Genomic DNA, 23,496 nt, shown 5'->3' on the forward strand with positions numbered 1-23,496 from the left:
CCTTAGAGTACTTCAGGTGCCAGAGAGATAATTTTCATAAACTTCTCATTACGAAGTTCACGAGTTACCGGCCCAAAAATACGCGTACCGATTACTTGCTCACTGTTATTGTTTAATAACACACAAGCATTACCATCGAAGCGAATGACAGAACCGTCAGGGCGACGTACACCCTTCTTGGTGCGCACCACTACCGCTTTCAGGACATCACCCTTTTTAACTTTACCGCGTGGAATTGCTTCCTTAACAGTAATTTTAATGATGTCGCCTACATGTGCATAGCGACGGTGCGAGCCACCTAGAACCTTGATACACATTACGCGACGTGCACCGGAGTTGTCGGCCACGTTCAGCATAGTCTGTTCTTGGATCATTTTAGTGCTCCGCTAAATGTCAACTACTACTGAGCCACCTCATTATGAAGAGGCCGTTCAAATATACCCATACTACGAGGGCGCGGCATTATAACACCACATCTTCGTGTTGGACAGGAAAAAATAAACGGCTCGATCAAAAAGAGCCGTTTATTCATCACGAAAAATCTATTCTATTACAGAACAGCTTTTTCTACAACGCGAACTAAGGCCCAAGACTTAGTCTTAGACAGTGGACGAGTTTCGCGGATTTCTACCACGTCACCAATTCCACATTCATTGTTCTCGTCATGTACGTGCAATTTAGTCGTACGACGGATGAATTTACCATACAGAGGGTGTTTCACCATACGCTCGATAGCAACAACAATAGATTTCTCCATTTTGTCACTAACTACACGACCTTGCAGAGTACGGATTTTATCGTTCATTACGCACCTGCCTTCTCAGTCAGTAAAGTCTTCACGCGTGCGATATCACGACGCACTTGTTTCATTAGATGAGACTGTTGCAGCTGACCACTCGCAGCCTGCATACGTAAGTTAAATTGCTCACGTAACAGGTTTAAAAGTTCAGCGTTCAGCTCTTCTACGCTTTTTTCGCGCAGCTCTTGTGCTTTCATTACATCACCGTCTTAGTTACAAAGGTGGTTTTGATAGGCAGTTTCGCTGCTGCCAGAGAGAATGCTTCACGAGCCAGCTCTTCAGGCACACCGTCCATTTCATACAGGACTTTACCAGGCTGAATTAAGGCAACCCAATATTCTACGTTACCTTTACCTTTACCCATACGAACTTCGAGTGGCTTTTCAGTGATTGGCTTGTCTGGGAATACACGAATCCAGATTTTACCTTGACGCTTAACAGCACGGGTCATAGCACGACGTGCCGCTTCGATCTGACGTGCAGTCAGACGACCACGGCCAACAGCTTTAAGACCGAAAGTGCCGAAGCTAACATCCGTACCTTGCGCCAGACCACGGTTGCGGCCTTTGTGCACCTTACGGAATTTTGTACGCTTTGGTTGTAACATAGCGACGCTCCTTACTTGCGGCCTTTACGCTGCTGCTTTTTAGGTTGAGCAGCTGGTTTCTCAGCTTGTTCAACTGCAGCCATACCACCCAGAATCTCACCTTTGAAGATCCATACCTTAACGCCGAGAACACCATAAGTGGTGTGCGCTTCTGAAGTGTTGTAATCGATGTCAGCACGTAATGTGTGCAGTGGCACACGGCCTTCACGATACCACTCGGTACGAGCGATTTCAGCACCGCCTAAACGGCCACTGACTTCAACTTTGATACCTTTAGCGCCCAGACGCATTGCGTTCTGTACTGCACGCTTCATAGCACGACGGAACATAACACGACGTTCCAGCTGTGAAGAGATGCTGTCAGCAACTAATTTAGCGTCCAGTTCTGGTTTACGAACTTCGGCGATATTGATTTGCGCAGGAACACCAGCGATATCCGCTACTGTTTTACGCAGTTTTTCAACGTCTTCACCTTTCTTACCGATAACGATACCTGGGCGAGCAGTGTGAATAGTCACACGGATGCTTTTAGCAGGACGCTCGATTACGATGCGTGAAATTGACGCTTTTGCCAATTCTTTATTCAAGTACTGGCGTACTTTAAAGTCGCTGTCTAGGTTGTCAGCGAATTCATTAGTATTCGCATACCAAGTAGAGTTCCAAGGTTTGACAATACCCAGGCGAATACCATTAGGATGTACTTTCTGACCCATTGCTAGTCTCCAGAGTCTCAGCGATCGGACACAACCACAGTAATGTGGCTGGTGCGCTTAAGAATACGATCTGCACGGCCTTTCGCACGCGGCATGATGCGTTTCATAGTTGGACCTTCGTCTACGAAAATTTTCGCAACTTTCAGGTCATCAATGTCAGCGCCATCGTTTTGCTCTGCGTTAGCAATAGCAGATTCCAGTACTTTCTTCACTAAACCAGCAGCTTTCTTGTTGGTGTAGGTCAGAATTTCCAGAGCTTGCGACACTTTCTTACCGCGAATCAGGTCGGCTACTAAGCGAACCTTCTGGGCAGAAGAACGAGCGTGGCGATGCATAGCTAAAGTTTCCATCTCTTCCTCCTATCCTTAACGTTTCTTAGCTTTCTTATCTGCCGCGTGGCCGCGATAAGTGCGAGTCGGTGCGAATTCACCCAGTTTGTGACCAACCATTTCGTCGGTTACGAATACTGGAACATGCTGACGACCATTATGGACAGCGATGGTCAATCCGATCATATTAGGAAAGATCGTTGAACGACGGGACCAAGTCTTGAGAGGCTTCTTGTCTCCGCTTTCCACCGCTTTCTCTACCTTCTTCAGCAAGTGCAGGTCAATAAAAGGACCTTTCTTGAGAGAACGTGGCATGGCTTATCCTCTAATTATTTTTTAGAACGATGACGTACGATGAATTGATCAGTACGCTTGTTACTACGAGTTTTCTTACCTTTGGTCTGAACGCCCCATGGTGTTACTGGGTGTTTACCAAAGTTACGGCCTTCACCACCACCATGTGGATGGTCAACTGGGTTCATCGCAGTACCGCGAACGGTAGGACGAATACCACGCCAGCGGCTAGCACCAGCTTTACCAAGAACTCGTAACATGTGTTCAGCGTTACCAACTTCACCTAAGGTTGCACGGCAATCAGCTAAAACTTTACGCATTTCACCAGAACGCAGACGCAGGGTGACATAAGCACCATCACGAGCAACGATTTGAGCGTAAGTACCTGCTGAACGCGCTAACTGACCACCTTTACCTGGTTTCAGCTCGATGTTATGAACTGTAGAACCAACAGGGATGTTGCGCATTGGCAGTGCGTTACCAGCTTTGATAGCTGAATCAACGCCAGATTGAATCTGGTCACCAGCTTTCAGGCCTTTTGGTGCAAGAATATAACGACGTTCACCGTCTTTATATAGTACCAGTGCAATGTTCGCAGAACGGTTTGGATCATATTCCAAACGTTCAACAACTGCAGGGATACCGTCTTTGTTGCGTTTGAAGTCAACTAAACGATAATGCTGCTTATGGCCACCACCGATATGACGGGTAGTGATACGGCCATTGTTGTTACGACCACCGGATTTGCTGTTTTTTTCTAACAGCGGAGCATAAGGCTTACCCTTATGCAGCTCAGGGTTAACCACTTTAACAACGTGGCGACGGCCCGGAGACGTAGGTTTACATTTAACAACTGCCATTGTTCTTTACTCCTCCGACTTACTCTGCGCCGCTAACGAAGTCCAGATTCTGGCCTTCTTTCAGCGTAACGTAAGCTTTTTTCCAGTCACTACGACGACCAGAACGCTGACCGTGGCGTTTAGTTTTGCCTTTTACCAGCAAAGTGTTAACACCTTCAACTTCAACTTCAAACAGTTTCTGTACAGCAGCTTTGATTTCTGCTTTAGTTGCGTCTTTTGCAACTTTGAGAACGATGGTGTTGCTTTTTTCCATCGCTGTAGAAGCTTTTTCAGATACGTGCGGCGCGCGCAGTACTTGTAGCAGACGTTCTTCACGGATCATGCCAGCATCTCCTCAACTTGCTTCACAGCATCAGCAGTCATAACCACTTTGTCGAAAGCAATCAGGCTAACTGGGTCGATACCTGCTGCATCACGAACGTCAACCTTGTACAGGTTACGTGCTGCTAAGAACAGATTTTCATCTAATTCAGCAGTGATGATCAGAACATCTTGCAGAGCCATATCTTTCAGTTTCTGTGCCAGCAGCTTAGTTTTAGGTGCTTCTACAGAGAACTGTTCGACAACGATCAGACGATCTTGACGTACCAATTCAGACAGGATGCTTTTCAGAGCACCACGGTACATCTTCTTATTAACTTTTTGACTGTGGTCCTGTGGTTTAGCTGCGAAGCTAACACCACCAGAGCGCCAGATTGGGCTCTTGATTGAACCAGAACGTGCACGGCCTGTGCCTTTTTGACGCCATGGTTTTTTACCAGAACCAGAAACTTCAGCACGAGTTTTCTGAGCACGAGTACCTTGACGAGCACCAGCTGCATACGCAACAACTACTTGGTGAACAAGCGCTTCATTGAAATCACGCCCGAAGGTAGTTTCGGAAACAGTCAGCGCGCTTTGCGCGTCTTTCATTACCAATTCCATTCCTATCTCCTCGACGTTAAGCCTTGACAGCCGGTTTTACGATCAGGTTGCTACCAGTTGCTCCTGGAACAGCACCTTTGACCAGCAGCAGGTTGCGCTCAGCGTCAACACGTACTACATCTAAGCTTTGAACAGTTACACGTTCATTACCCAGTTGGCCTGCCATTTTCTTGCCTTTGAACACTTTGCCCGGAGTCTGGTTCTGACCGATAGAACCCGGAACACGGTGAGACAAGGAGTTACCGTGAGTAGCATCTTGAGTACGGAAATTCCAGCGCTTAACTGTGCCGGCAAAACCTTTACCTTTAGATGTACCAGTAACGTCGACTTTTTTAACGTCAGCGAAAATTTCAACGCTAATGCTTTGACCTACGTTAAACTCAGTACCTTCTTCAGTACGGAATTCACGCAGAATGCGGCCAGCTTCAACGCCAGCTTTAGCGAAATGACCTGCTTCAGGCTTAGTTACACGGTTAGCTTTTTTGCTACCAGTAGTAACCTGAATTGCATTGTAACCGTCAGTTTCTGCAGTTTTAACCTGAGTAACGCGGTTATTTTCAATTTCGATAACAGTTACAGGGATGGAAACGCCATCTTCAGTGAAGATACGAGTCATACCCACTTTCTTACCGACTAAACCAATCATTGTTTCAACCTCTCAATCGTTCGACGACCTGATTAACCCAGGCTGATCTGCACGTCAACGCCGGCAGCCAGATCCAGACGCATCAGAGCATCAACGGTCTTCTCGGTTGGCTCAACGATGTCAACCAGACGTTTGTGAGTGCGAATTTCGTACTGATCACGCGCGTCTTTGTTAACGTGCGGAGAGATCAGAACGGTAAAACGCTCTTTACGTGTCGGCAGCGGGATAGGACCACGTACTTGCGCACCAGTGCGCTTAGCAGTCTCTACGATTTCCGCAGTTGATTGATCGATTAAACGATGATCAAAAGCTTTCAGGCGGATACGGATTCTTTGGTTCTGCATGAGACCAGAGCTCCAACTATTTTATAAACGTAAATGATTACTCCTCGCACCCATTTCGATTGATAGGGGAGTGTAATCGTTCTTGATGTAACCCCCATATCGGGAGTATTGTCTAAATGAGCAACAAATCGTTGACTCAATACTGAGATTTCAGTCCTAAAATTTAGGGCTTACTCATCAGTAAGCCCGCGCATTATACGTAATTTATTGCGAAACGCAAGCAATCGGGGAAAATATGTGCGAATTTTCTGATGTGCAAATTTAGCAGATATAAAAAAGGCCCATCACTGGGCCTAATTACGTTTTCGCCAGCCATACAAAACTATTCTTCGATAACTTGTGCCTGAAGATAGTTTTGAATACCTAAACGTTTGATCAATTCAAGCTGAGTTTCAATCCAATCTATGTGATTTTCTTCATCTGCAAGAATCTCTATCATTAAGTCTCGACTAACATAATCATGAATTGAATCCGCATAACTAATGGCTTCTTTTAAATTTTTGGCGCCATCAAGTTCTAATTTCAAATCTGAAGCAAGCATCTCTTCGACATCTTCACCAATGTTTAGCTTACCTAGATCTTGTAGATTCGGAATACCTTCGAGAAATAAAATACGCTCAATGTACTTATCCGCATGTTTCATTTCATCAATCGATTCGTGATATTCCATTTCATTGAGTTTAGTCAGTCCCCAATTTTTAAACATTCGGGCATGTAGAAAATATTGATTAATTGCAACAAGTTCATTGCCCAGCAATTTATTTAAGTGGGCTATCATTTTTTTATCGCCTTTCATTTTTATCCTCCATCGCTTCCAGTCCTATAAGTGTAGTACTGAAATTGATGATATGAATAATATTTACACAGTTATCTGCGTGGCGAATTTTAACAAAACAATAGAGGGGTATGTGAAAGGGTTATGCAACGTGTTCAATACATTGCTCTTCAAGATGCTGAAGTTCTTCCTGTAAAATCTCGCGCGTTTGTCGGATACATTTTCCGCATTCGCGCCCTACTGGCAAAATCTGACGTAGCCCTTTCAAAGAGGTGACGTGATATTTACGCGCCACGTTCCTGATTTGTTTATCAGTGATTGCTTCACAAAGGCATACATACATGATCATTTACCTGCACAAATTACATACAGCAAGTTTAAATGAAAATGATTGGCATTTCAATTATCATTAATTGCAATATTTGAAAATAAAATAAATTAATGAGCTATATAAAAACAAAAAAGGACGTCCTAAGACGTCCCTTTTCTGTGGTTCTTTCTTATTCAGAAAGAGCGGTATTATGCAATGATTCTTGCAACAACACCCGCACCTACAGTACGACCACCTTCACGGATTGCGAAACGTAAACCATCATCCATCGCGATTGGGTGAATCAGAGTCACGATCATGTTGATGTTGTCGCCTGGCATTACCATCTCTACGCCTTCTGGCAGTTCGATAGTACCGGTTACGTCAGTTGTACGGAAGTAGAACTGTGGACGGTAGCCTTTGAAGAATGGAGTATGACGACCACCTTCATCTTTGCTCAGAATATAAACTTCTGATTCGAATTGGGTGTGTGGCTTGATTGAACCTGGTTTAGCCAGTACTTGACCACGTTGAATTTCTTCACGCTTAGTACCACGCAGCAGAACACCAACGTTCTCACCCGCACGACCTTCGTCCAGCAGTTTACGGAACATTTCAACGCCAGTACAAGTAGTCTTAGCCGTTGCTTGAATACCAACGATTTCAACTTCTTCACCAACTTTGATGATACCACGCTCAACACGGCCTGTTACTACTGTACCACGACCAGAGATTGAGAATACGTCTTCGATTGGCAGCAGGAATGGCTTGTCAATTGCACGCTCTGGTTCTGGGATGTAAGAATCCAGGTAGCCTGCTAATTCAACAATTTTCGCTTCCCACTCTGGGTTGCCTTCCAGCGCTTTCAGTGCTGAACCGCGAACAACTGGAGTGTCATCGCCTGGGAAATCGTATTGAGACAGAAGTTCACGAACTTCCATTTCAACTAATTCTAACAGTTCTTCGTCGTCTACCATGTCACATTTGTTCAGGAAAACGATGATGTAAGGAACACCTACTTGGCGACCTAACAGGATGTGCTCACGAGTTTGTGGCATTGGGCCATCAGTCGCAGCAACAACCAGAATTGCACCGTCCATCTGCGCAGCACCAGTGATCATGTTTTTAACATAGTCGGCGTGTCCTGGGCAGTCTACGTGTGCGTAGTGGCGAGTTGGGGTGTCATATTCTACGTGAGAAGTAGAAATGGTGATACCACGCGCTTTTTCTTCTGGTGCGTTATCGATTTGGTCGAATGCACGAGCGTTACCGCCGTAAGTTTTAGCCAGAACAGTAGTGATTGCTGCTGTCAGGGTAGTTTTACCATGGTCAACGTGGCCGATTGTACCAACGTTAACGTGCGGTTTTGAACGTTCAAATTTTTCTTTAGACATTAGATTGTCCCTCTAAGACACGGAATCGGTGGTTAAACCACATCAACCAAGCAAGGATTAAGTTCGCTTGTATTCTTTCTTTACAGGAGACAAAACAGGAGATAATTGAGAACATCGGGGAAGTGGTGCTGATAGGCAGATTCGAACTGCCGACCTCACCCTTACCAAGGGTGTGCTCTACCAACTGAGCTATATCAGCACATCTTGGAGCGGGCAGCGGGAATCGAACCCGCATCATCAGCTTGGAAGGCTGAGGTAATAGCCATTATACGATGCCCGCAATGAACTCGGCTACCTGAGTTATCAGCTGTTAAACTGTTTTCCGCAAAGCTTATAGAAGCTTATTGGAGATGGTGGTGGGAGAAGGATTCGAACCTTCGAAGTCTGTGACGGCAGATTTACAGTCTGCTCCCTTTGGCCGCTTGGGTATCCCACCTATCCAAATTTTTAATGGTGCCGGCACCAAGAGTCGAACTCGGGACCTACTGATTACAAGTCAGTTGCTCTACCAACTGAGCTATGCCGGCATCAAGTGCTGCGCATTCTAGGAAGAGTGAGCGCAGGATGCAACAAAAAAATTTAATTTTTTGTTCATTCGCTCACATTTTATTCGCTTTTTGCGATTTTGTTGATTTTTTATCTACTTTAAGATTAAAACATCAACAACAGCCATTAACTATAATCGATTATAATCTGAGGAGTAAAGCACCGTTATCGAGTTTAGTTTCGTAAAATATAATTTTTTTATTCACTATCACAGTTTTTTCCCAGTTTTGATCGTTTAGTTTTTCAGCAAAAAACCTGTTTTTTTTTGCATACGTCAAAAAAAATTCACATAAAACACAAAAAAACCTACGCCTACTTCTTTTCACTCGCTATGATGCTACCAAATTTTATGGATACAGATGCTTTTGCAGCCTGTCCAACCTGCACACAATAGGCAGATGTTGGTTTATGAAACAAAAAGAAAATTTTATGACGACACCATATTTAGAGTTCGATAGAGAGCATTGGGCCACTTTACGTGATTCTGTTCCTCTAACATTATCATCAAGTGAGCTTCTTGAACTTAAAGGTATTAATGAAGAGCTCTCCATGGATGATGTCATCGAAATTTATCTTCCTCTCTCTCGTCTACTGAACTTTTATATAAGTTCCAATTTGCGTCGTCAGGCGGTGTTAGAGCAATTTTTAGGAACTAATGGTGCAAAAGTGCCATACATCATTGGTATCGCAGGCAGTGTTGCTGTAGGAAAAAGCACTACAGCACGTTTGCTACAAGCGCTACTAACCCGTTGGCCAGAACATCGCAAAGTTGACTTGATTACTACCGATGGCTTCTTATATCCAAACCAAGTCTTACGTGACAAAGATATAATGAAGAAAAAAGGCTTTCCGCAATCTTACGATATGCGGAAGTTGGTTAACTTTGTTTCTCAAATCAAGTCTGGAGCGCGTAATGTTGCAGCACCTGTTTATTCGCATTTAACCTACGATATCGTTCCTGATCAGACACAAATTATCGACCAACCTGATATTTTAATATTAGAAGGCTTAAACGTTCTGCAAAGTGACATGGATTACCCTCAAGATCCTCACCATGTCTTTGTTTCTGATTTTGTTGATTTTTCCATTTATGTTGATGCGGCCCCTCACTTACTGAAGCAATGGTATATCGGACGCTTTTTGAAATTTAGACAAGGTGCGTTTTCTGATCCTGATTCATATTTCCATAATTATTCTAAGCTCAGTGAAGAAGAAGCGATCAATGTGGCGAGTTCAATTTGGGATGAGATCAATGGTTTAAATCTTGAAGAGAATATATTGCCAACTAAAGAACGGGCAAGTTTAATTATGACCAAGGGCGAAAATCATTCTATTCGGAATGTACGCTTAAGAAAATAATGGATAAGGCCGGTATTACCCGGCCACTATAGTTAATTTTCATTCGATCTTAATGATATTTCACCGCCAATATAAGGGATAATTTCTCCATTTTCTTTTTGTAATAACAGAGCGCCCTGCTCATTTATTCCCTTTTCAATACCAAAAACAATATCGTTACCAATCAAGAGTTTAACCTTGCGACCTAAAAAATTATCTAATTCAAACCACCGAGACAAAAATGGTTTCAATCCTTGTTTTTCAAATATACGTAATGATTCTTTTAATGAATTAATAATATTACCAGCTAATTCATTTCTCTCGACATTCTCAATTTCATCAATTAATGCAGACCAAGCTTGGTTAATTGTTTCCTCTTTTTGAATGATATTTTTACTCATACCAATATTGATACCAACACCAATAATAATATGTGCTGCATCACCAGTTTTGCCTGTTAGTTCAACCAGAATACCAGCAAGTTTCTTATCATTCATGTAGAGGTCATTAGGCCATTTAACCTTGACTTTGTTTCCACATAATTTATTTAAAGTTTCAGCAATTACGATACCAACAACTAAGCTCAAACCAATTGCAGCTGCGGGGCCTTGTTCTAATTTCCAATATGTTGAAAGGTAGAGGTTACATCCGAATGGTGAAATCCATTGGCGCCCGCGGCGGCCTCTTCCTGCACTTTGGTATTCAGCTAAGCAAGTATCCCCAGACTGCAGGTGAGGAATTCGATCCAACATATATTGGTTAGTTGAATCAATAACAGGCTCAACTATGACATTAGAATCAGAAACATATTGCTCAATACGTTCTTTACTCAATAGGTTAATTTGCGAAGGAAGCTGATATCCCTTACTAGTAACTGTTTGAATATCAAGACCCCATGAGCGCAATGTTTTAATATGTTTGTTAATTGCCGCTCTCGTCATTCCTAAGTGCTCACCCAGTTGTTCCCCTGAATGAATCTGCCCATCCGCTAAAATATCAATAACCTGTAATGGAATGCTCATCTCTTTCATTGTATACAGTCCACCGCATTGACCTCGCCATTTCGTCCTATAAAACGAACTTCAGGCTCCAAAAATATATCGAAATGCTGTGCAACTGTGTGGCTGACATGCTTAGCTAGCTCCACAATATCTTTTCCTGTCGCATTCTCTTTATTGATCAATACCAAAGCTTGCTGTGTATGAACAGCAGCTCCACCTAGTTCGTAGCCTTTTAAGCCGCATTGGTCAATCAACCAACCTGCCGCTAATTTCACACTTCCATCTGCCTGAGCGTATTGGGGGCAATTAGGATAACTAGCTTTGATTGTCTCCGCGAGTTCAGCAGAGACGACAGGATTTTTAAAAAAGCTCCCCGCATTGCCTGTTACAGCGGGATCAGGTAATTTGCTTCTGCGAGTCTCACATACCGTCTCAAACACATCTGAAGGCGTTACAGTGCTAGGATCGAGCTTAGCTAAATCGCCATACGCTAGCTGTGGTGACCACTCCTTAGCAAAAATCAATCCAACACTGATAATCGCATGCGAATTCTGATATTCATGTTTAAAGATACTGTCTCGATAGCCAAAATTGCATTCTTCCGCAGGGATACGAGTGATCCTACCTGTATCCAAGCAGAGGATATCCACATACTCACAAACATCTTTTAGCTCTAACCCATAAGCGCCAATATTTTGTATCGGTGCAGAGCCTACGCATCCAGGGATCAGCGCTAAGTTTTCTGCGCCATATATTCCCTTATGAAGCAATGTTTCAAGTAGTTGATGCCAGTTTTCCCCCGCAGATGCGTGTACATGCCAAGCATCTGCAGATTCAGTAATTTCGATACCTTTAATTCTGTTTACAATGACCACACCTTCAAAGTCTTCAGTAAATAACACATTGCTTCCCCCGCCTAATAGCAGTACTGGAAGATTGTCATTTTTTGCTGTTGTCCACTGTTGGTACAGCGCATCAGCGCTTTGTACAATATTCACCTTAATGGCTTTGGCATCAATACCGAAGCTATTAAGTGATTTGAGTTCGGCGGTCAGGTTCATTGCTACCTTCATTTCAAATAATGATCTAAGATTTTATAAGTCTATCAGCCAGGCCTAGCAGTGAATAGCATGTAGGCGGAAATAATATGATAAGTAAGAAATTGAGAAGAGTTTTGAAAAGTACAGATCGTTAGATAGCAAAAAGCCACCCATTGGGTGGCTTCTTATATTTAAAACCTAGCAGTTCCCTACTCTCACATGGGGAGACCCCACACTACCATCGGCGCTACGGCGTTTCACTACTGAGTTCGGCATGGGGTCAGGTGGGACCACCGCGCTATTGCCGCTAGGTAAATTCTTTTAAACTATTTTAGTATTCATGGTGCTGATACCCAGATTCGAACTGGGGACCTCACCCTTACCAAGGGTGTGCTCTACCAACTGAGCCATATCAGCAATATGGTACTGTCAGTCAGCACTGACACAACCTTAAAATTTAATGTCTGGCAGTTCCCTACTCTCACATGAGGAGGCCCCACACTACCATCGGCGCTACGGCGTTTCACTACTGAGTTCGGCATGGGGTCAGGTGGGACCACCGCGCTATTGCCGCCAGACAAATTCTGTTTATTCCCGTTTAGTCTTTAATCCACTAAACCAGAATATCAATCCTGAACAAGCTGTTGTGTCCACCTCTCGGCGTCCCACTTCATTGAATCAACTTTAATCTCTCAATCTCGAAAACACCTTCGGTGTTGTCAGGTTAAGCCTCACGGTTCATTAGTATTGGTTAGCTCAACGTATCGCTACGCTTACACACCCAACCTATCAACGTCTTAGTCTTAAACGTTCCTTTAGGACCCTTAAAGAGTCAGGGAAGACTCATCTCAAGGCAAGTTTCCCGCTTAGATGCTTTCAGCGGTTATCTCTTCCGCACTTAGCTACCGGGCAATGCCATTGGCATGACAACCCGAACACCAGTGGTGCGTCCACTCCGGTCCTCTCGTACTAGGAGCAGCCCCTTTCAATCTTCCAACGCCCACGGCAGATAGGGACCGAACTGTCTCACGACGTTCTAAACCCAGCTCGCGTACCACTTTAAACGGCGAACAGCCGTACCCTTGGGACCTACTTCAGCCCCAGGATGTGATGAGCCGACATCGAGGTGCCAAACACCGCCGTCGATATGAACTCTTGGGCGGTATCAGCCTGTTATCCCCGGAGTACCTTTTATCCGTTGAGCGATGGCCCTTCCATACAGAACCACCGGATCACTAAGACCTACTTTCGTACCTGCTCGAGCCGTCACTCTCGCAGTCAAGCTGGCTTATGCCTTTGCACTAACCGCATGATGTCCGACCATGCTTAGCCAACCTTCGTGCTCCTCCGTTACTCTTTGGGAGGAGACCGCCCCAGTCAAACTACCCACCAGACACTGTCCGCACCCCAGATAATGGGGCTACGTTAGAACATCAAACATTAAAGGGTGGTATTTCAAGGTTGGCTCCACGCAGACTGGCGTCCACGCTTCAAAGCCTCCCACCTATCCTACACATCAAGGCTCAATGTTCAGTGTCAAGCTATAGTAAAGGTTCACGGGGTCTTTCCGTCTTGCCGCGGGTACACTGCATCTTCACAGCGAGTTCAATTTCACTGAGTCTCGGGTGGAGACAGCCTGGCCATCATTACGCCATTCGTGCAGGTCGGAACTTACCCGACAAGGAATTTCGCTACCTTAGGACCGTTATAGTTACGGCCGCCGTTTACTGGGGCTTCGATCAAGAGCTTCTCCTTACGGATAACCCCATCAATTAACCTTCCAGCACCGGGCAGGCGTCACACCGTATACGTCCACTTTCGTGTTTGCACAGTGCTGTGTTTTTAATAAACAGTTGCAGCCAGCTGGTATCTGCGACTGGCTTCAGCTCCATGAGTAAATCACTTCACCTAATGCCAGCGTGCCTTCTCCCGAAGTTACGGCACCATTTTGCCTAGTTCCTTCACCCGAGTTCTCTCAAGCGCCTGAGTATTCTCTACCTGACCACCTGTGTCGGTTTGGGGTACGATTAATGATAATCTAGAGCTTAGAGGCTTTTCCTGGAAGCGGGGTATGAGCTACTTCGCCACCGTAGTGACTCGTCATCAGACCTCAGCATATAGTGAACCGGATTTGCCTAATTCACCTGCCTACATCCTTAAACCGGGACAACCGTCGCCCGGCCAGCCTAACCTTCTCCGTCCCCCCATCGCAATTATCACCAGTACGGGAATATTAACCCGTTTCCCATCGACTACGCATTTCTGCCTCGCCTTAGGGGTCGACTCACCCTGCCCCGATTAACGTTGGACAGGAACCCTTGGTCTTCCGGCGTGCGGGTTTTTCACCCGCATTATCGTTACTTATGTCAGCATTCGCACTTCTGATACCTCCAGCATGCCTCACAGCACACCTTCACAGGCTTACAGAACGCTCCCCTACCCAACAATATTTACATATCGCTGCCGCAGCTTCGGTGCATAGTTTAGCCCCGTTACATCTTCCGCGCAGGCCGACTCGACCAGTGAGCTATTACGCTTTCTTTAAATGATGGCTGCTTCTAAGCCAACATCCTGGCTGTCTGAGCCTTCCCACTTCGTTTCCCACTTAACTATGACTTTGGGACCTTAGCTGGCGGTCTGGGTTGTTTCCCTCTTCACGACGAACGTTAGCACCCGCCGTGTGTCTCCCGTGATAACATTCTTCGGTATTCGTAGTTTGCATCGAGTTGGTAAGTCGGGATGACCCCCTAGTCGAAACAGTGCTCTACCCCCGAAGATGAGTTCACGAGGCGCTACCTAAATAGCTTTCGGGGAGAACCAGCTATCTCCCGGTTTGATTGGCCTTTCACCCCCAGCCACAAGTCATCCGCTAATTTTTCAACATTAGTCGGTTCGGTCCTCCAGTTAGTGTTACCCAACCTTCAACCTGCCCATGGCTAGATCACCGGGTTTCGGGTCTATACCCTGCAACTCATTCGCCCAGTTAAGACTCGGTTTCCCTACGGCTCCCCTATACGGTTAACCTTGCTACAGAATATAAGTCGCTGACCCATTATACAAAAGGTACGCAGTCACACCACAAGGGTGCTCCCACTGCTTGTACGTACACGGTTTCAGGTTCTATTTCACTCCCCTCGCCGGGGTTCTTTTCGCCTTTCCCTCACGGTACTGGTTCACTATCGGTCAATCAGGAGTATTTAGCCTTGGAGGATGGTCCCCCCATATTCAGACAGGATAACACGTGTCCCGCCCTACTCGTCGAGTTCACAACACTAACACCTTCGGATACGGGGCTATCACCCTTTACTGCCGGCCTTTCCAGACCGTTCTCCTGATGCTAATGCTGATTAAGACTCTGGGCTGCTCCCCGTTCGCTCGCCGCTACTAGGGGAATCTCGGTTGATTTCTTTTCCTCGAGGTACTGAGATGTTTCAGTTCCCTCGGTTCGCTCGTTTGACTATGTATTCATCAAACGATAGTGCAACGAATTGCACTGGGTTTCCCCATTCGGAAATCGTCGGTTATAACGGTTCATATCACCTTACCGACGCTTATCGCAGATTAGCACGTCCTTCATCGCCTCTGATTGCCTAGGCATCCACCGTGTACGCTTAGTCGCTTAACCTCACAACCCGAAGGTGTCTTTATCAACTGACCCGACGGCCAATTGAACACGTTCAAGTTGAGATTTTTGAGAGACTCTCACATTGTTTAAGCGATAAACAATGTGCGTTGTTTTCAATTTTCAGCTTGTTCCAGATTGTTAAAGAGCATAATTGTTAAACCAACTACAACGTAATTGGCTTAATCATTATTTGTGGGGAACGTCTTTCACTCATTCTCCGCGCAATTGGCGTCCCCTAGGGGATTCGAACCCCTGTTACCGCCGTGAAAGGGCGGTGTCCTAGGCCTCTAGACGAAGGGGACACTACAGTCAGCTTCGCAGACGCGCTTTTTGCTCTACTTTCTATCAGACAATCTGTGTGAGCACTTCACAAGTACACTTCAATGGTAAGGAGGTGATCCAACCGCAGGTTCCCCTACGGTTACCTTGTTACGACTTCACCCCAGTCATGAATCACAAAGTGGTAAGCGCCCTCCCGAAGGTTAAGCTACCTACTTCTTTTGCAACCCACTCCCATGGTGTGACGGGCGGTGTGTACAAGGCCCGGGAACGTATTCACCGTAGCATTCTGATCTACGATTACTAGCGATTCCGACTTCATGGAGTCGAGTTGCAGACTCCAATCCGGACTACGACGTACTTTATGAGTTCCGCTTGCTCTCGCGAGGTCGCTTCTCTTTGTATACGCCATTGTAGCACGTGTGTAGCCCTACTCGTAAGGGCCATGATGACTTGACGTCATCCCCACCTTCCTCCGGTTTATCACCGGCAGTCTCCTTTGAGTTCCCACCATCACGTGCTGGCAACAAAGGATAAGGGTTGCGCTCGTTGCGGGACTTAACCCAACATTTCACAACACGAGCTGACGACAGCCATGCAGCACCTGTCTCAGAGTTCCCGAAGGCACTAAAGCATCTCTGCTAAATTCTCTGGATGTCAAGAGTAGGTAAGGTTCTTCGCGTTGCATCGAATTAAACCACATGCTCCACCGCTTGTGCGGGCCCCCGTCAATTCATTTGAGTTTTAACCTTGCGGCCGTACTCCCCAGGCGGTCGATTTAACGCGTTAGCTCCGGAAGCCACTCCTCAAGGGAACAACCTCCAAATCGACATCGTTTACAGCGTGGACTACCAGGGTATCTAATCCTGTTTGCTCCCCACGCTTTCGCACCTGAGCGTCAGTCTTTGTCCAGGGGGCCGCCTTCGCCACCGGTATTCCTCCACATCTCTACGCATTTCACCGCTACACATGGAATTCTACCCCCCTCTACAAGACTCTAGCTGACCAGTCTTAGATGCCATTCCCAGGTTAAGCCCGGGGATTTCACATCTAACTTAATCAACCGCCTGCGTGCGCTTTACGCCCAGTAATTCCGATTAACGCTTGCACCCTCCGTATTACCGCGGCTGCTGGCACGGAGTTAGCCGGTGCTTCTTCTGTTGGTAACGTCAATCGCTGATGATATTAGCATCAACGCCTTCCTCCCAACTGAAAGTACTTTACAACCCTAAGGCCTTCTTCATACACGCGGCATGGCTGCATCAGGCTTGCGCCCATTGTGCAATATTCCCCACTGCTGCCTCCCGTAGGAGTCTGGGCCGTGTCTCAGTCCCAGTGTGGCTGATCATCCTCTCAGACCAGCTAGGGATCGTCGCCTTGGTGAGCCATTACCTCACCAACTAGCTAATCCCATATGGGTTCATCCGATAGCGCAAGGACCGAAGTTCCCCTGCTTTGCTCCTTAGAGATTATGCGGTATTAGCTACCGTTTCCAGTAGTTATCCCCCTCTATCGGGCAGATCCCCATACATTACTCACCCGTCCGCCGCTCGTCAGCGAGAAGCAAGCTTCCCCTGTTACCGCTCGACTTGCATGTGTTAGGCCTGCCGCCAGCGTTCAATCTGAGCCATGATCAAACTCTTCAATTAAAAAGCTTGATGCTCAAAGAATGTTTACTGTCGTTTGATTTCCGAAGAAACCAAATTACCTATTAGTTCATATATATGAATTAACGTGTTAGTCACTCTTCAAGACTTAAAATCAAATATTTTTTTGATAGTGTCCTGTGAGTGCCCACACAGATTGTCTGATAAATTGTTAAAGAGCGGTGCGACATTTCTTGAGAAATTCGACTCAGTTTTTATCAACTTAGGTCGTTGTCGCGAGGTGGCGTATATTACGCTTTCCTCAGTGAGAGTCAAGCATTTTTTTGCTTAATCTTTTCAGATTCTCTCGCTGCCGGTTCAGTGTCCATCGCGCTTTGCGTTGGCTTGTTCCCGGTCAGTGGATGCGCATTATAGGGAGTCAGAAAAATCTGGCAACCCTTTTTTTGATGTTTTTTTTCGTTCGCTCAGCTTTTCAGCTAATTTGGCTTAAATGGCTAGTTTTTTCAGCGATTTGAAGCCTTCCGCCTCAAGAACAGGTCTTAATTCTTGTAAACTCTCGTTCATTAATAAGCAGTAAGCGAAGTCTTCTTCATTTGAATCCGTTACTTCAGCCTGATTATTGATGAGCCAAACGGTTCTTCTGGCAATTGCGGCGCCAGAATCAATGAATCGTGTTCCACTTGGTAGCACTTTTTCTAACTCTTCTACTATAAGAGGGAAATGGGTGCAGCCAAGAATCACCGTATCTGGGGCTTCTTTCATTTTGATCCACGGTTTGACGGCTTGAGCCACTTCATCCAGCGGCAGTATTTCACCATGTAACTTTCTTTCTGCCAATTGTACGAGTTCTGCTGAGCCTAAAGAGATCACTTTGCAGTCCGTCGCAAAACGTTCAATCAGCTCTTTTGTGTATTCACGATTTACCGTGCCCCGAGTCGCCAATAAACCAACGACACCGTTACGCGTCAGTTTGGTTGCAGGCTTAATCGCTGGAACGACACCAACAATTGGGAAAGTAAAATTCGCTCTTAAGTTAGGTAAGCTCACCGTGCTTGCAGTATTACACGCAATAACAGCAATGGTGAGAGGATGCTTTTTCGCGATGGCATTAACGATTTGATAAACCCTATCAATAATGAACTCTTCGCTTTTCTCTCCATAAGGGAAAGCTTCATTATCGAATGCATATATATAGTGCGCATTTGGGATCAGTTTTTTGACTTCGCGATAGACAGATAACCCGCCCACTCCGGAGTCAAATACCAGAATGGTCGGGCGAACAGATAGGTTGTTATCAGAAGTTGTAGCTTCCTGTGAGGAAATATTCTCTTCCAGCGGTGCGATAACCATACGCGGTCTCATAGTCTTTATCGAACATATTAGCTATTTTACCACGAATTGTGAGATGTGAAGTGATTGGATATGCAGCTGTGATATCCCAAAGGCTAACGCCGCCGAGTTTTAATCTTTTATAGTCACCAGTACTAGTATCATATTGACCGAAGTCTTTATCATATCTAGAACCAATGTATTGATAAGTTAGCCCCCAATCTACATTGGCAACATTCCAATCTAGTTGATATTTGATTTGTTGCTTAGCTCGACGAATTAAGACTTTATTCGTTTTATCGTCCCTAGGATCGGTATATTGATATGTAAGCTGATGGTGGAATATGCCTGTATCCATATCTCCGTTCCACTCGATACCTTTTATTGTCGCCTCACCGACATTTTGCCATCCCCAATTAGTTTCGGCTTTCGCATCAATAAGATTGGTAATTTCATTCTTATATGCAACTAATTGCCAATTTAAAGGACCTGTGAGCCCTTTCACTCCACCTTCCCATTGCTTGCTTTCTTCTGGCTTTAGGTCTGGATTGCCATATGGTGCTGAAGCATATAGTTGGCTAATGTTTGGTGCTTTATAAGCCGTAGCATAAGAGCCTATTAGCTGATACCCATCAATGAATTCCCATCCAGCGCCTGCTTGCCATGTTGTATGCCAGCCAAACTCTGAATGTTTTTCAGACCTTACAGCGCCTTCAATAGTAAAAGCAGAGATTGCTTGCTGAGACGTTAAATAGATTCCGGTATTATTGATTGATTCATTGTTTGGTAATGAAGATGTTCCCGCTTCAATGGTTTGCTTTTGATAATCAACACCAGCCGAAACTGTACCATTTTCAAATTGGTAATTATTTCCCCATTGAACGTTATACTGTTTCGAATCATCAGCACGAGAACCTTTACCGTATTTTCCATATCTTGGGTCATAGTTATAATCTTTAACGTGACTATAGCTGCTCATTAATGAAGTAGAGTATTTCTCCTGATGATATTTAACACCAGTTTCATAGGTGCGGCTATATAGCTTGCGGGTATCAGCCAAAATACCAGCAAATTCAGAGGCATCATAATTTGTTCGATTATCATACCCATAAGCTCTGGCATAAGCTAAAACATCTGGGGTAAATTGATGTTCCACACCTAGCCATAATGTTTTATTAAGAAAACCATCTTTGTCTGGCTGGGGATGTCCTCCTGTATTTCCTCTCGCCTCTACATCAAACCCTTTTGTATAGGTATAAGCCGCCGCGCCCGTTACGGTTGTATTCTCACCAATCTTCTGCTGCGTTGAACCGTTATAGTTTTGATAGCCATATGAACCGATCCCTGCATTCAAGGTGGTTCCTTCATTATTACGGCGAGTAATAATGTTAATCACCCCACCCACCGCATCAGAGCCATAAACGGCTGAACGTGCGCCACGAATATACTCAATACGCTGCACTAGCGAGATTGGAATTTGACTCATATCTGAAGAACCAGAAATTCCCGCTTGATTAAGACGAACACCATCAATTAAAACCAAAACATGGCGTGATTCTGTTCCTCTAATAAAGAGAGAACTTTGTTGCCCTATTCCACCATTTTGAGCAACATCCACCCCCGGTAAACGTCTCAATACATCAATCACGGTATTTGACTGCCAATGATCAATATCTTCACGGGTCACCACAGTCACTGGCGCTAATATAGAAGAGATAGGTTGTTCGAAACGGTTTGCAGACACCACCATTTCATCTGACGAATTAGAGCTTGCACTTGCCAAAGAGGAAATACCGCACAACACGGCCAGAGCTGCCACCGAAAGCGATAGCGACTTGTTATTATTCATTATGTTTACACTCGGAAAATCAATTAAATTAACATTCCGCGACGCTGAAAATCAGATCCGCGCTGAGATTCAACAAAGCGATAAGAGTTGTGGTAGGTATCGGACTTATAAAGTGACAAGTTGGGTTTCTATATATGAAGCGATATATAAAATGAAAATTCGACCTGTTATATCCCCTAAATAATTCAAGCTTCATGTAGGCGGCAAGCGAAGATATTCCTAGGAGCATACTGAAGTATGTGACTAGGATAGCTGAGCGATGCCAACACCCATGTAGCTTGAAGAATGACGGGGATACCTTAATTACCGTTGCGCGTCAGCTTTGGACTCTCACCAAATTCCCTCAACCACAGCACATAATCCTAAATTGAATAACTATCAGTGTCCATGAATCGATAATGAAAACTGGACATCTTCGCTGCTTGCCCTACAATTTCGCCCCTGATGTGAATTTTGACTGTTTTATGGGGCCATATGATGCAAAACACCTTGCACACCGAAGATTACGAACTGCAACTTGCAGAGAAAGTTGACCGTCTGAAGAGTTTGATGGCCCCTTATGCTGCGCCTGAACCTGAAATTTATTCATCTCCAACCTCCCATTATCGGATGCGTGCAGAATTTAGAATTTGGCACGAAGGCGATGACCTATTTCATATTATGTTTGATAAAGAGACCAAAGAACGCATTCGAATTGAGTCATTTCCAGTTGCTAGCCAGCTAATCAACGACATGATGGCTGAACTTCTGCCTTTATTAAAACGCTCTGAATTACTGCGCCACAAATTATTCCAGATAGATTACTTATCGACGCTAAGCAATAAGCTGATTGTTTCTCTGCTTTATCATAAAAAATTAAGTGATGAATGGACAGAACAAGCCAAACAATTGAAAGCCGATTTAACGGCCAAAGGCTTTGACGTTCAAATTATTGGTCGCGCCTCTAAAACTAAAATTATGCTCGACCACGATTATGTCGATGAAGTTTTACCTGTAAAAGGGAAAAACATGATTTATCGTCAGGTGGAAAATAGTTTCACACAGCCAAACGCGCAGGTGAATATTAAAATGTTAGAGTGGGCAATTGATGCGACTCAACATTCAACCGGCGATTTATTAGAGCTGTATTGTGGTAATGGCAACTTTTCACTGGCGCTGGCTCAAAACTTCAATCGTGTTTTAGCGACTGAAATTGCCAAACCTTCAGTGCATGCGGCGCAATACAATATAGAAGCTAACAAAATAGATAATGTGCAGATTATCCGAATGTCTGCGGAAGATTTTACTCAAGCCATGAATGGCGTTCGTGAATTTAATCGTTTAGAAGGGATTAATTTAGCGGATTACCAGTGCAATACGATTTTTGTCGACCCACCACGCAGCGGCTTAGATGACAAAACTGTTCAGCTGGTACAAGAATATGACCATATTCTGTATATCTCCTGTAACCCTGAAACCCTGTGCGATAATTTAGCGGAACTCACTAAAACCCATAAAGTTGAAAAACTGGCTTTATTTGACCAATTCCCATATACCCATCATATGGAAAGTGGAGTGTTACTCACTCGACGCTAATACTCTCTATAAATTATTCCCTATAAATTATCCATAAAAAACGCCGCACTATTATGTTGCGGCGTTTCTTTTTATTCAAAACTGATATTAATGTTCAGTTTCACTTTCGAGAGCTTGTTCTTGCAGCTCTTTTTTACGTGCTTTCCAGCTGGTATACATCCACAGTGCAATAATCACAATCACGGTTGCTGGGATAAAGTTAGAACCGACATCAGGATGTTGGACGCGTAAAATCGCTGCGTAGCCAAACATACCTAAGAAAAAGCTGCCGGCGACAAATTTTGGTAATCCCATTGGCATAGCTTGATTTAAATAGCGCTGGTGTAAACAGTAAACAGCCAAAATTAATGTGACGATTGGGAAGATAGAAAATTCCACAAAGGAATTAAACAGGGTAGAGAACGTTCCATGAGTCGATAAGCCGATTACTAAAGATAGCAGTAACGTGCTTCTCTCATAATTCTTGTGTTCCGTCATTGTCTCTCCTTTACTCTTTGGTTAAGTCAGGGTCTGTATCATTTTGTTTTTCTTGCTCGCGGCGGTACCAGTAATATGCGCCTTTAGCTATCATACGTAGCTGTAATACTAACCGCTCTTCGAGGCGTCGACGTTTTTCTTCATCAATATCAAGCGCTTCAGCGCCCGCACTAAACACAATAGTGACCATAGCTTCGGCTTGCATTTCAGTGAAATACCGCGGTGTACGATTTTCTAATTCAAGATAATCCGCTAATTCTGCAATAAAATGTTGGATTTCTCGTGCGACCGCAGCACGAAACTCAGCAGAAGTTCCTGAGCGCTCACGTAATAATAACCTAAACGCGTTAGGGTTATTACCAATAAACTCCATAAAAGTAGAGACTGACGTGCGGATCACACTCCCGCCTTTTGCGATACGTTGACGCGCTTGTCTCATGAGTTGGCGTAGCATCAAACCACTTTCATCAACCATGGTTAACCCAAGCTCATCAACATCTTTGAAGTGACGGTAAAACGAAGTTGGTGCGATGCCCGCTTCACGAGCGACTTCCCGTAAGCTGAGGCTAGTAAAACTACGTTCTGCACTTAATTGGCTAAATGCCGCTTCCACGAGCGAACGACGAGTTTTTTCTTTCTGTTTTGCTCTAACGCCAATAGTGTTGCTCACGATTTTCCTAGTTTTCTACAATTAAAACGCCGCGAATAGATCAAAATATCACTTTTGAATGCGCCCATCCGTTAAGCATACCTGAAAATTATTAATCTAGTTTAATGAAAAGATGACTCTCCCATCAATTTCGCCATTTTCAGAATTTCACCCAGCTTCATTTTT

The 23,496-nt window shown here is 44.7% G+C and carries 23 protein-coding genes, 6 tRNA genes, 4 rRNA genes and 1 riboswitch; of the genes, 2 read left to right on the forward strand and 31 right to left on the reverse strand.

The annotated features are described in order from the left end of the window. Positions 1-2: 2 nt before the first annotated feature. From rplN to H0913_RS17975, 19 genes are all read right to left on the reverse strand, one after another. Entirely contained in the window at positions 3-374 is a 372-nt protein-coding gene (gene rplN, locus H0913_RS17885; protein WP_004265449.1) for a 50S ribosomal protein L14, read from the reverse strand. Positions 375-550: 176 nt separating this feature from the next. Beyond that, positions 551-805 carry a 30S ribosomal protein S17 gene (gene rpsQ, locus H0913_RS17890; RefSeq protein ID WP_006657018.1) on the reverse strand — a complete coding sequence of 85 codons (255 nt, stop codon included), beginning with the start codon at positions 803-805 and terminating at the stop codon, positions 551-553. Then, the gene (gene rpmC, locus H0913_RS17895; protein ID WP_006657017.1) at positions 805-996 is read right to left on the reverse strand and encodes a 50S ribosomal protein L29; all 192 of its coding nucleotides are present in this window, start codon (positions 994-996) and stop codon (positions 805-807) included. Before rpmC ends, rpsQ begins: the two co-directional genes overlap by 1 nt. Next, positions 996-1,406: a 50S ribosomal protein L16 gene (gene rplP, locus H0913_RS17900; protein ID WP_004926449.1), complete on the reverse strand. Its 411-nt coding sequence runs from the start codon at positions 1,404-1,406 to the stop codon at positions 996-998. Before rplP ends, rpmC begins: the two co-directional genes overlap by 1 nt. An 11-nt stretch (positions 1,407-1,417) precedes the next feature. After that, positions 1,418-2,119 (reverse strand): 30S ribosomal protein S3, encoded by a 702-nt coding sequence (rpsC, locus tag H0913_RS17905; RefSeq protein WP_004907131.1) that lies wholly within the window; start codon positions 2,117-2,119, stop codon positions 1,418-1,420. A 17-nt stretch (positions 2,120-2,136) separates the two neighbouring features. Continuing rightward, entirely contained in the window at positions 2,137-2,469 is a 333-nt protein-coding gene (rplV, locus tag H0913_RS17910) for a 50S ribosomal protein L22 (RefSeq protein WP_004265430.1), read from the reverse strand. Positions 2,470-2,484: 15 nt separating this feature from the next. After that, positions 2,485-2,763 (reverse strand): 30S ribosomal protein S19, encoded by a 279-nt coding sequence (gene rpsS / locus H0913_RS17915; protein WP_004265426.1) that lies wholly within the window; start codon positions 2,761-2,763, stop codon positions 2,485-2,487. Positions 2,764-2,777: 14 nt separating this feature from the next. Then, positions 2,778-3,602: a 50S ribosomal protein L2 gene (gene rplB, locus H0913_RS17920; protein ID WP_006657016.1), complete on the reverse strand. Its 825-nt coding sequence runs from the start codon at positions 3,600-3,602 to the stop codon at positions 2,778-2,780. Between the two features lie 19 nt (positions 3,603-3,621). After that, the gene (rplW, locus tag H0913_RS17925; protein ID WP_006657015.1) at positions 3,622-3,924 is read right to left on the reverse strand and encodes a 50S ribosomal protein L23; all 303 of its coding nucleotides are present in this window, start codon (positions 3,922-3,924) and stop codon (positions 3,622-3,624) included. Continuing rightward, the gene (rplD, locus tag H0913_RS17930) at positions 3,921-4,526 is read right to left on the reverse strand and encodes a 50S ribosomal protein L4 (RefSeq protein WP_036955909.1); all 606 of its coding nucleotides are present in this window, start codon (positions 4,524-4,526) and stop codon (positions 3,921-3,923) included. The genes rplW and rplD overlap by 4 nt, the downstream gene beginning before the upstream one ends. 16 nt (positions 4,527-4,542) lie before the next feature. Beyond that, entirely contained in the window at positions 4,543-5,172 is a 630-nt protein-coding gene (rplC, locus tag H0913_RS17935) for a 50S ribosomal protein L3 (protein ID WP_036955911.1), read from the reverse strand. A 32-nt stretch (positions 5,173-5,204) separates the two neighbouring features. Next, on the reverse strand, positions 5,205-5,516 hold the full coding sequence (gene rpsJ, locus H0913_RS17940; RefSeq protein WP_001181005.1) for a 30S ribosomal protein S10: 312 nt from the start codon (positions 5,514-5,516) through the stop codon (positions 5,205-5,207). A 322-nt stretch (positions 5,517-5,838) separates the two neighbouring features. Beyond that, positions 5,839-6,312 (reverse strand): bacterioferritin, encoded by a 474-nt coding sequence (bfr, locus tag H0913_RS17945; protein WP_036955915.1) that lies wholly within the window; start codon positions 6,310-6,312, stop codon positions 5,839-5,841. A gap of 121 nt (positions 6,313-6,433) precedes the next feature. Continuing rightward, complete coding sequence (gene bfd, locus H0913_RS17950; RefSeq protein WP_036955919.1) at positions 6,434-6,634, reverse strand: bacterioferritin-associated ferredoxin; 201 nt, start codon at positions 6,632-6,634, stop codon at positions 6,434-6,436. A gap of 176 nt (positions 6,635-6,810) precedes the next feature. Continuing rightward, positions 6,811-7,995 carry an elongation factor Tu gene (gene tuf / locus H0913_RS17955; RefSeq protein ID WP_096759607.1) on the reverse strand — a complete coding sequence of 395 codons (1,185 nt, stop codon included), beginning with the start codon at positions 7,993-7,995 and terminating at the stop codon, positions 6,811-6,813. Between the two features lie 123 nt (positions 7,996-8,118). Next, positions 8,119-8,194: transfer RNA gene (locus H0913_RS17960), tRNA-Thr, on the reverse strand. Between the two features lie 6 nt (positions 8,195-8,200). Next, a tRNA-Gly gene (locus H0913_RS17965) sits at positions 8,201-8,275 on the reverse strand. Between the two features lie 71 nt (positions 8,276-8,346). Beyond that, a tRNA-Tyr gene (locus H0913_RS17970) sits at positions 8,347-8,431 on the reverse strand. A 15-nt stretch (positions 8,432-8,446) separates the two neighbouring features. Beyond that, positions 8,447-8,522 (reverse strand) — tRNA-Thr (locus H0913_RS17975). 427 nt (positions 8,523-8,949) lie between these two features. On the opposite strand from H0913_RS17975, the gene coaA reads away from it, so the two are divergent. After that, the gene (gene coaA / locus H0913_RS17980; protein ID WP_154602943.1) at positions 8,950-9,900 is read left to right on the forward strand and encodes a type I pantothenate kinase; all 951 of its coding nucleotides are present in this window, start codon (positions 8,950-8,952) and stop codon (positions 9,898-9,900) included. Between the two features lie 32 nt (positions 9,901-9,932). Here the strand turns inward: coaA and birA are convergent, their stop codons facing one another. The 10 genes from birA to btuB form a co-directional block, all read right to left on the reverse strand. Beyond that, positions 9,933-10,910 (reverse strand): bifunctional biotin--[acetyl-CoA-carboxylase] ligase/biotin operon repressor BirA, encoded by a 978-nt coding sequence (gene birA / locus H0913_RS17985; RefSeq protein ID WP_181477706.1) that lies wholly within the window; start codon positions 10,908-10,910, stop codon positions 9,933-9,935. Then, the gene (murB, locus tag H0913_RS17990) at positions 10,907-11,941 is read right to left on the reverse strand and encodes a UDP-N-acetylmuramate dehydrogenase (protein ID WP_154638316.1); all 1,035 of its coding nucleotides are present in this window, start codon (positions 11,939-11,941) and stop codon (positions 10,907-10,909) included. Before murB ends, birA begins: the two co-directional genes overlap by 4 nt. A 175-nt stretch (positions 11,942-12,116) precedes the next feature. Continuing rightward, positions 12,117-12,232: ribosomal RNA gene (gene rrf, locus H0913_RS17995) — 5S ribosomal RNA — on the reverse strand. Between the two features lie 29 nt (positions 12,233-12,261). Continuing rightward, positions 12,262-12,337, reverse strand: a tRNA-Thr gene (locus tag H0913_RS18000). 45 nt (positions 12,338-12,382) lie between these two features. Further along, positions 12,383-12,498, reverse strand: a 5S ribosomal RNA gene (rrf, locus tag H0913_RS18005). A 142-nt stretch (positions 12,499-12,640) separates the two neighbouring features. Continuing rightward, positions 12,641-15,545 (reverse strand): 23S ribosomal RNA (locus H0913_RS18010). A 226-nt stretch (positions 15,546-15,771) separates the two neighbouring features. Next, positions 15,772-15,847 (reverse strand) — tRNA-Glu (locus H0913_RS18015). Positions 15,848-15,932: 85 nt separating this feature from the next. Then, positions 15,933-17,473: ribosomal RNA gene (locus tag H0913_RS18020) — 16S ribosomal RNA — on the reverse strand. Together the 16S, 23S and 5S rRNA genes with 2 tRNA genes alongside form the textbook arrangement of a ribosomal RNA operon. Positions 17,474-17,917: 444 nt before the next feature. After that, the gene (murI, locus tag H0913_RS18025; protein WP_154603296.1) at positions 17,918-18,781 is read right to left on the reverse strand and encodes a glutamate racemase; all 864 of its coding nucleotides are present in this window, start codon (positions 18,779-18,781) and stop codon (positions 17,918-17,920) included. Further along, positions 18,726-20,609, reverse strand: a complete 1,884-nt coding sequence (gene btuB, locus H0913_RS18030; protein WP_154603292.1) for a TonB-dependent vitamin B12 receptor BtuB — start codon at positions 20,607-20,609, stop codon at positions 18,726-18,728. The genes murI and btuB overlap by 56 nt, the downstream gene beginning before the upstream one ends. Before the next feature lie 73 nt (positions 20,610-20,682). Continuing rightward, a riboswitch (cobalamin riboswitch) is annotated at positions 20,683-20,976 on the reverse strand. A gap of 110 nt (positions 20,977-21,086) precedes the next feature. Here btuB and trmA point away from each other — a divergent pair. Then, a complete protein-coding gene (gene trmA / locus H0913_RS18035) occupies positions 21,087-22,184 on the forward strand; it encodes a tRNA (uridine(54)-C5)-methyltransferase TrmA (protein WP_154603291.1) in 1,098 nt (365 codons plus the stop codon). A gap of 87 nt (positions 22,185-22,271) precedes the next feature. On the opposite strand, the gene H0913_RS18040 is transcribed toward trmA, so the two are convergent. Both H0913_RS18040 and fabR read right to left on the reverse strand, forming a co-directional pair. Continuing rightward, the gene (locus H0913_RS18040; RefSeq protein ID WP_154603290.1) at positions 22,272-22,661 is read right to left on the reverse strand and encodes a YijD family membrane protein; all 390 of its coding nucleotides are present in this window, start codon (positions 22,659-22,661) and stop codon (positions 22,272-22,274) included. 10 nt (positions 22,662-22,671) lie between these two features. After that, positions 22,672-23,331, reverse strand: a complete 660-nt coding sequence (gene fabR, locus H0913_RS18045) for an HTH-type transcriptional repressor FabR (RefSeq protein ID WP_036950902.1) — start codon at positions 23,329-23,331, stop codon at positions 22,672-22,674. Between the last annotated feature and the right edge of the window lie 165 nt (positions 23,332-23,496).

It is taken from the genome of Providencia rettgeri (genome assembly GCF_013702265.1).
Classification (GTDB): domain Bacteria; phylum Pseudomonadota; class Gammaproteobacteria; order Enterobacterales; family Enterobacteriaceae; genus Providencia; species Providencia zhijiangensis.

What these genes read in the sequence shown, in the direction of transcription:
- murB (WP_154638316.1), bottom strand. Translation starts at nt 11,941, where the DNA reads ATGAACCTGACCGCCGAACTCAAATCACTTAATAGCTTCGGTATTGAT.
- bfr (WP_036955915.1), bottom strand. Translation starts at nt 6,312, where the DNA reads ATGAAAGGCGATAAAAAAATGATAGCCCACTTAAATAAATTGCTGGGC.
- rplN (WP_004265449.1), bottom strand. Translation starts at nt 374, where the DNA reads ATGATCCAAGAACAGACTATGCTGAACGTGGCCGACAACTCCGGTGCA.
- rpsS (WP_004265426.1), bottom strand. Translation starts at nt 2,763, where the DNA reads ATGCCACGTTCTCTCAAGAAAGGTCCTTTTATTGACCTGCACTTGCTG.
- rplW (WP_006657015.1), bottom strand. Translation starts at nt 3,924, where the DNA reads ATGATCCGTGAAGAACGTCTGCTACAAGTACTGCGCGCGCCGCACGTA.
- coaA (WP_154602943.1), top strand. Translation starts at nt 8,950, where the DNA reads ATGAAACAAAAAGAAAATTTTATGACGACACCATATTTAGAGTTCGAT.
- rpsQ (WP_006657018.1), bottom strand. Translation starts at nt 805, where the DNA reads ATGAACGATAAAATCCGTACTCTGCAAGGTCGTGTAGTTAGTGACAAA.
- murI (WP_154603296.1), bottom strand. Translation starts at nt 18,781, where the DNA reads ATGGTTATCGCACCGCTGGAAGAGAATATTTCCTCACAGGAAGCTACA.
- rplV (WP_004265430.1), bottom strand. Translation starts at nt 2,469, where the DNA reads ATGGAAACTTTAGCTATGCATCGCCACGCTCGTTCTTCTGCCCAGAAG.
- bfd (WP_036955919.1), bottom strand. Translation starts at nt 6,634, where the DNA reads ATGTATGTATGCCTTTGTGAAGCAATCACTGATAAACAAATCAGGAAC.
- tuf (WP_096759607.1), bottom strand. Translation starts at nt 7,995, where the DNA reads ATGTCTAAAGAAAAATTTGAACGTTCAAAACCGCACGTTAACGTTGGT.
- trmA (WP_154603291.1), top strand. Translation starts at nt 21,087, where the DNA reads ATGCAAAACACCTTGCACACCGAAGATTACGAACTGCAACTTGCAGAG.
- rplP (WP_004926449.1), bottom strand. Translation starts at nt 1,406, where the DNA reads ATGTTACAACCAAAGCGTACAAAATTCCGTAAGGTGCACAAAGGCCGC.
- H0913_RS18040 (WP_154603290.1), bottom strand. Translation starts at nt 22,661, where the DNA reads ATGACGGAACACAAGAATTATGAGAGAAGCACGTTACTGCTATCTTTA.
- rplC (WP_036955911.1), bottom strand. Translation starts at nt 5,172, where the DNA reads ATGATTGGTTTAGTCGGTAAGAAAGTGGGTATGACTCGTATCTTCACT.
- rpsC (WP_004907131.1), bottom strand. Translation starts at nt 2,119, where the DNA reads ATGGGTCAGAAAGTACATCCTAATGGTATTCGCCTGGGTATTGTCAAA.
- birA (WP_181477706.1), bottom strand. Translation starts at nt 10,910, where the DNA reads ATGAAAGAGATGAGCATTCCATTACAGGTTATTGATATTTTAGCGGAT.
- rpsJ (WP_001181005.1), bottom strand. Translation starts at nt 5,516, where the DNA reads ATGCAGAACCAAAGAATCCGTATCCGCCTGAAAGCTTTTGATCATCGT.
- rplD (WP_036955909.1), bottom strand. Translation starts at nt 4,526, where the DNA reads ATGGAATTGGTAATGAAAGACGCGCAAAGCGCGCTGACTGTTTCCGAA.
- rplB (WP_006657016.1), bottom strand. Translation starts at nt 3,602, where the DNA reads ATGGCAGTTGTTAAATGTAAACCTACGTCTCCGGGCCGTCGCCACGTT.
- btuB (WP_154603292.1), bottom strand. Translation starts at nt 20,609, where the DNA reads ATGAATAATAACAAGTCGCTATCGCTTTCGGTGGCAGCTCTGGCCGTG.
- rpmC (WP_006657017.1), bottom strand. Translation starts at nt 996, where the DNA reads ATGAAAGCACAAGAGCTGCGCGAAAAAAGCGTAGAAGAGCTGAACGCT.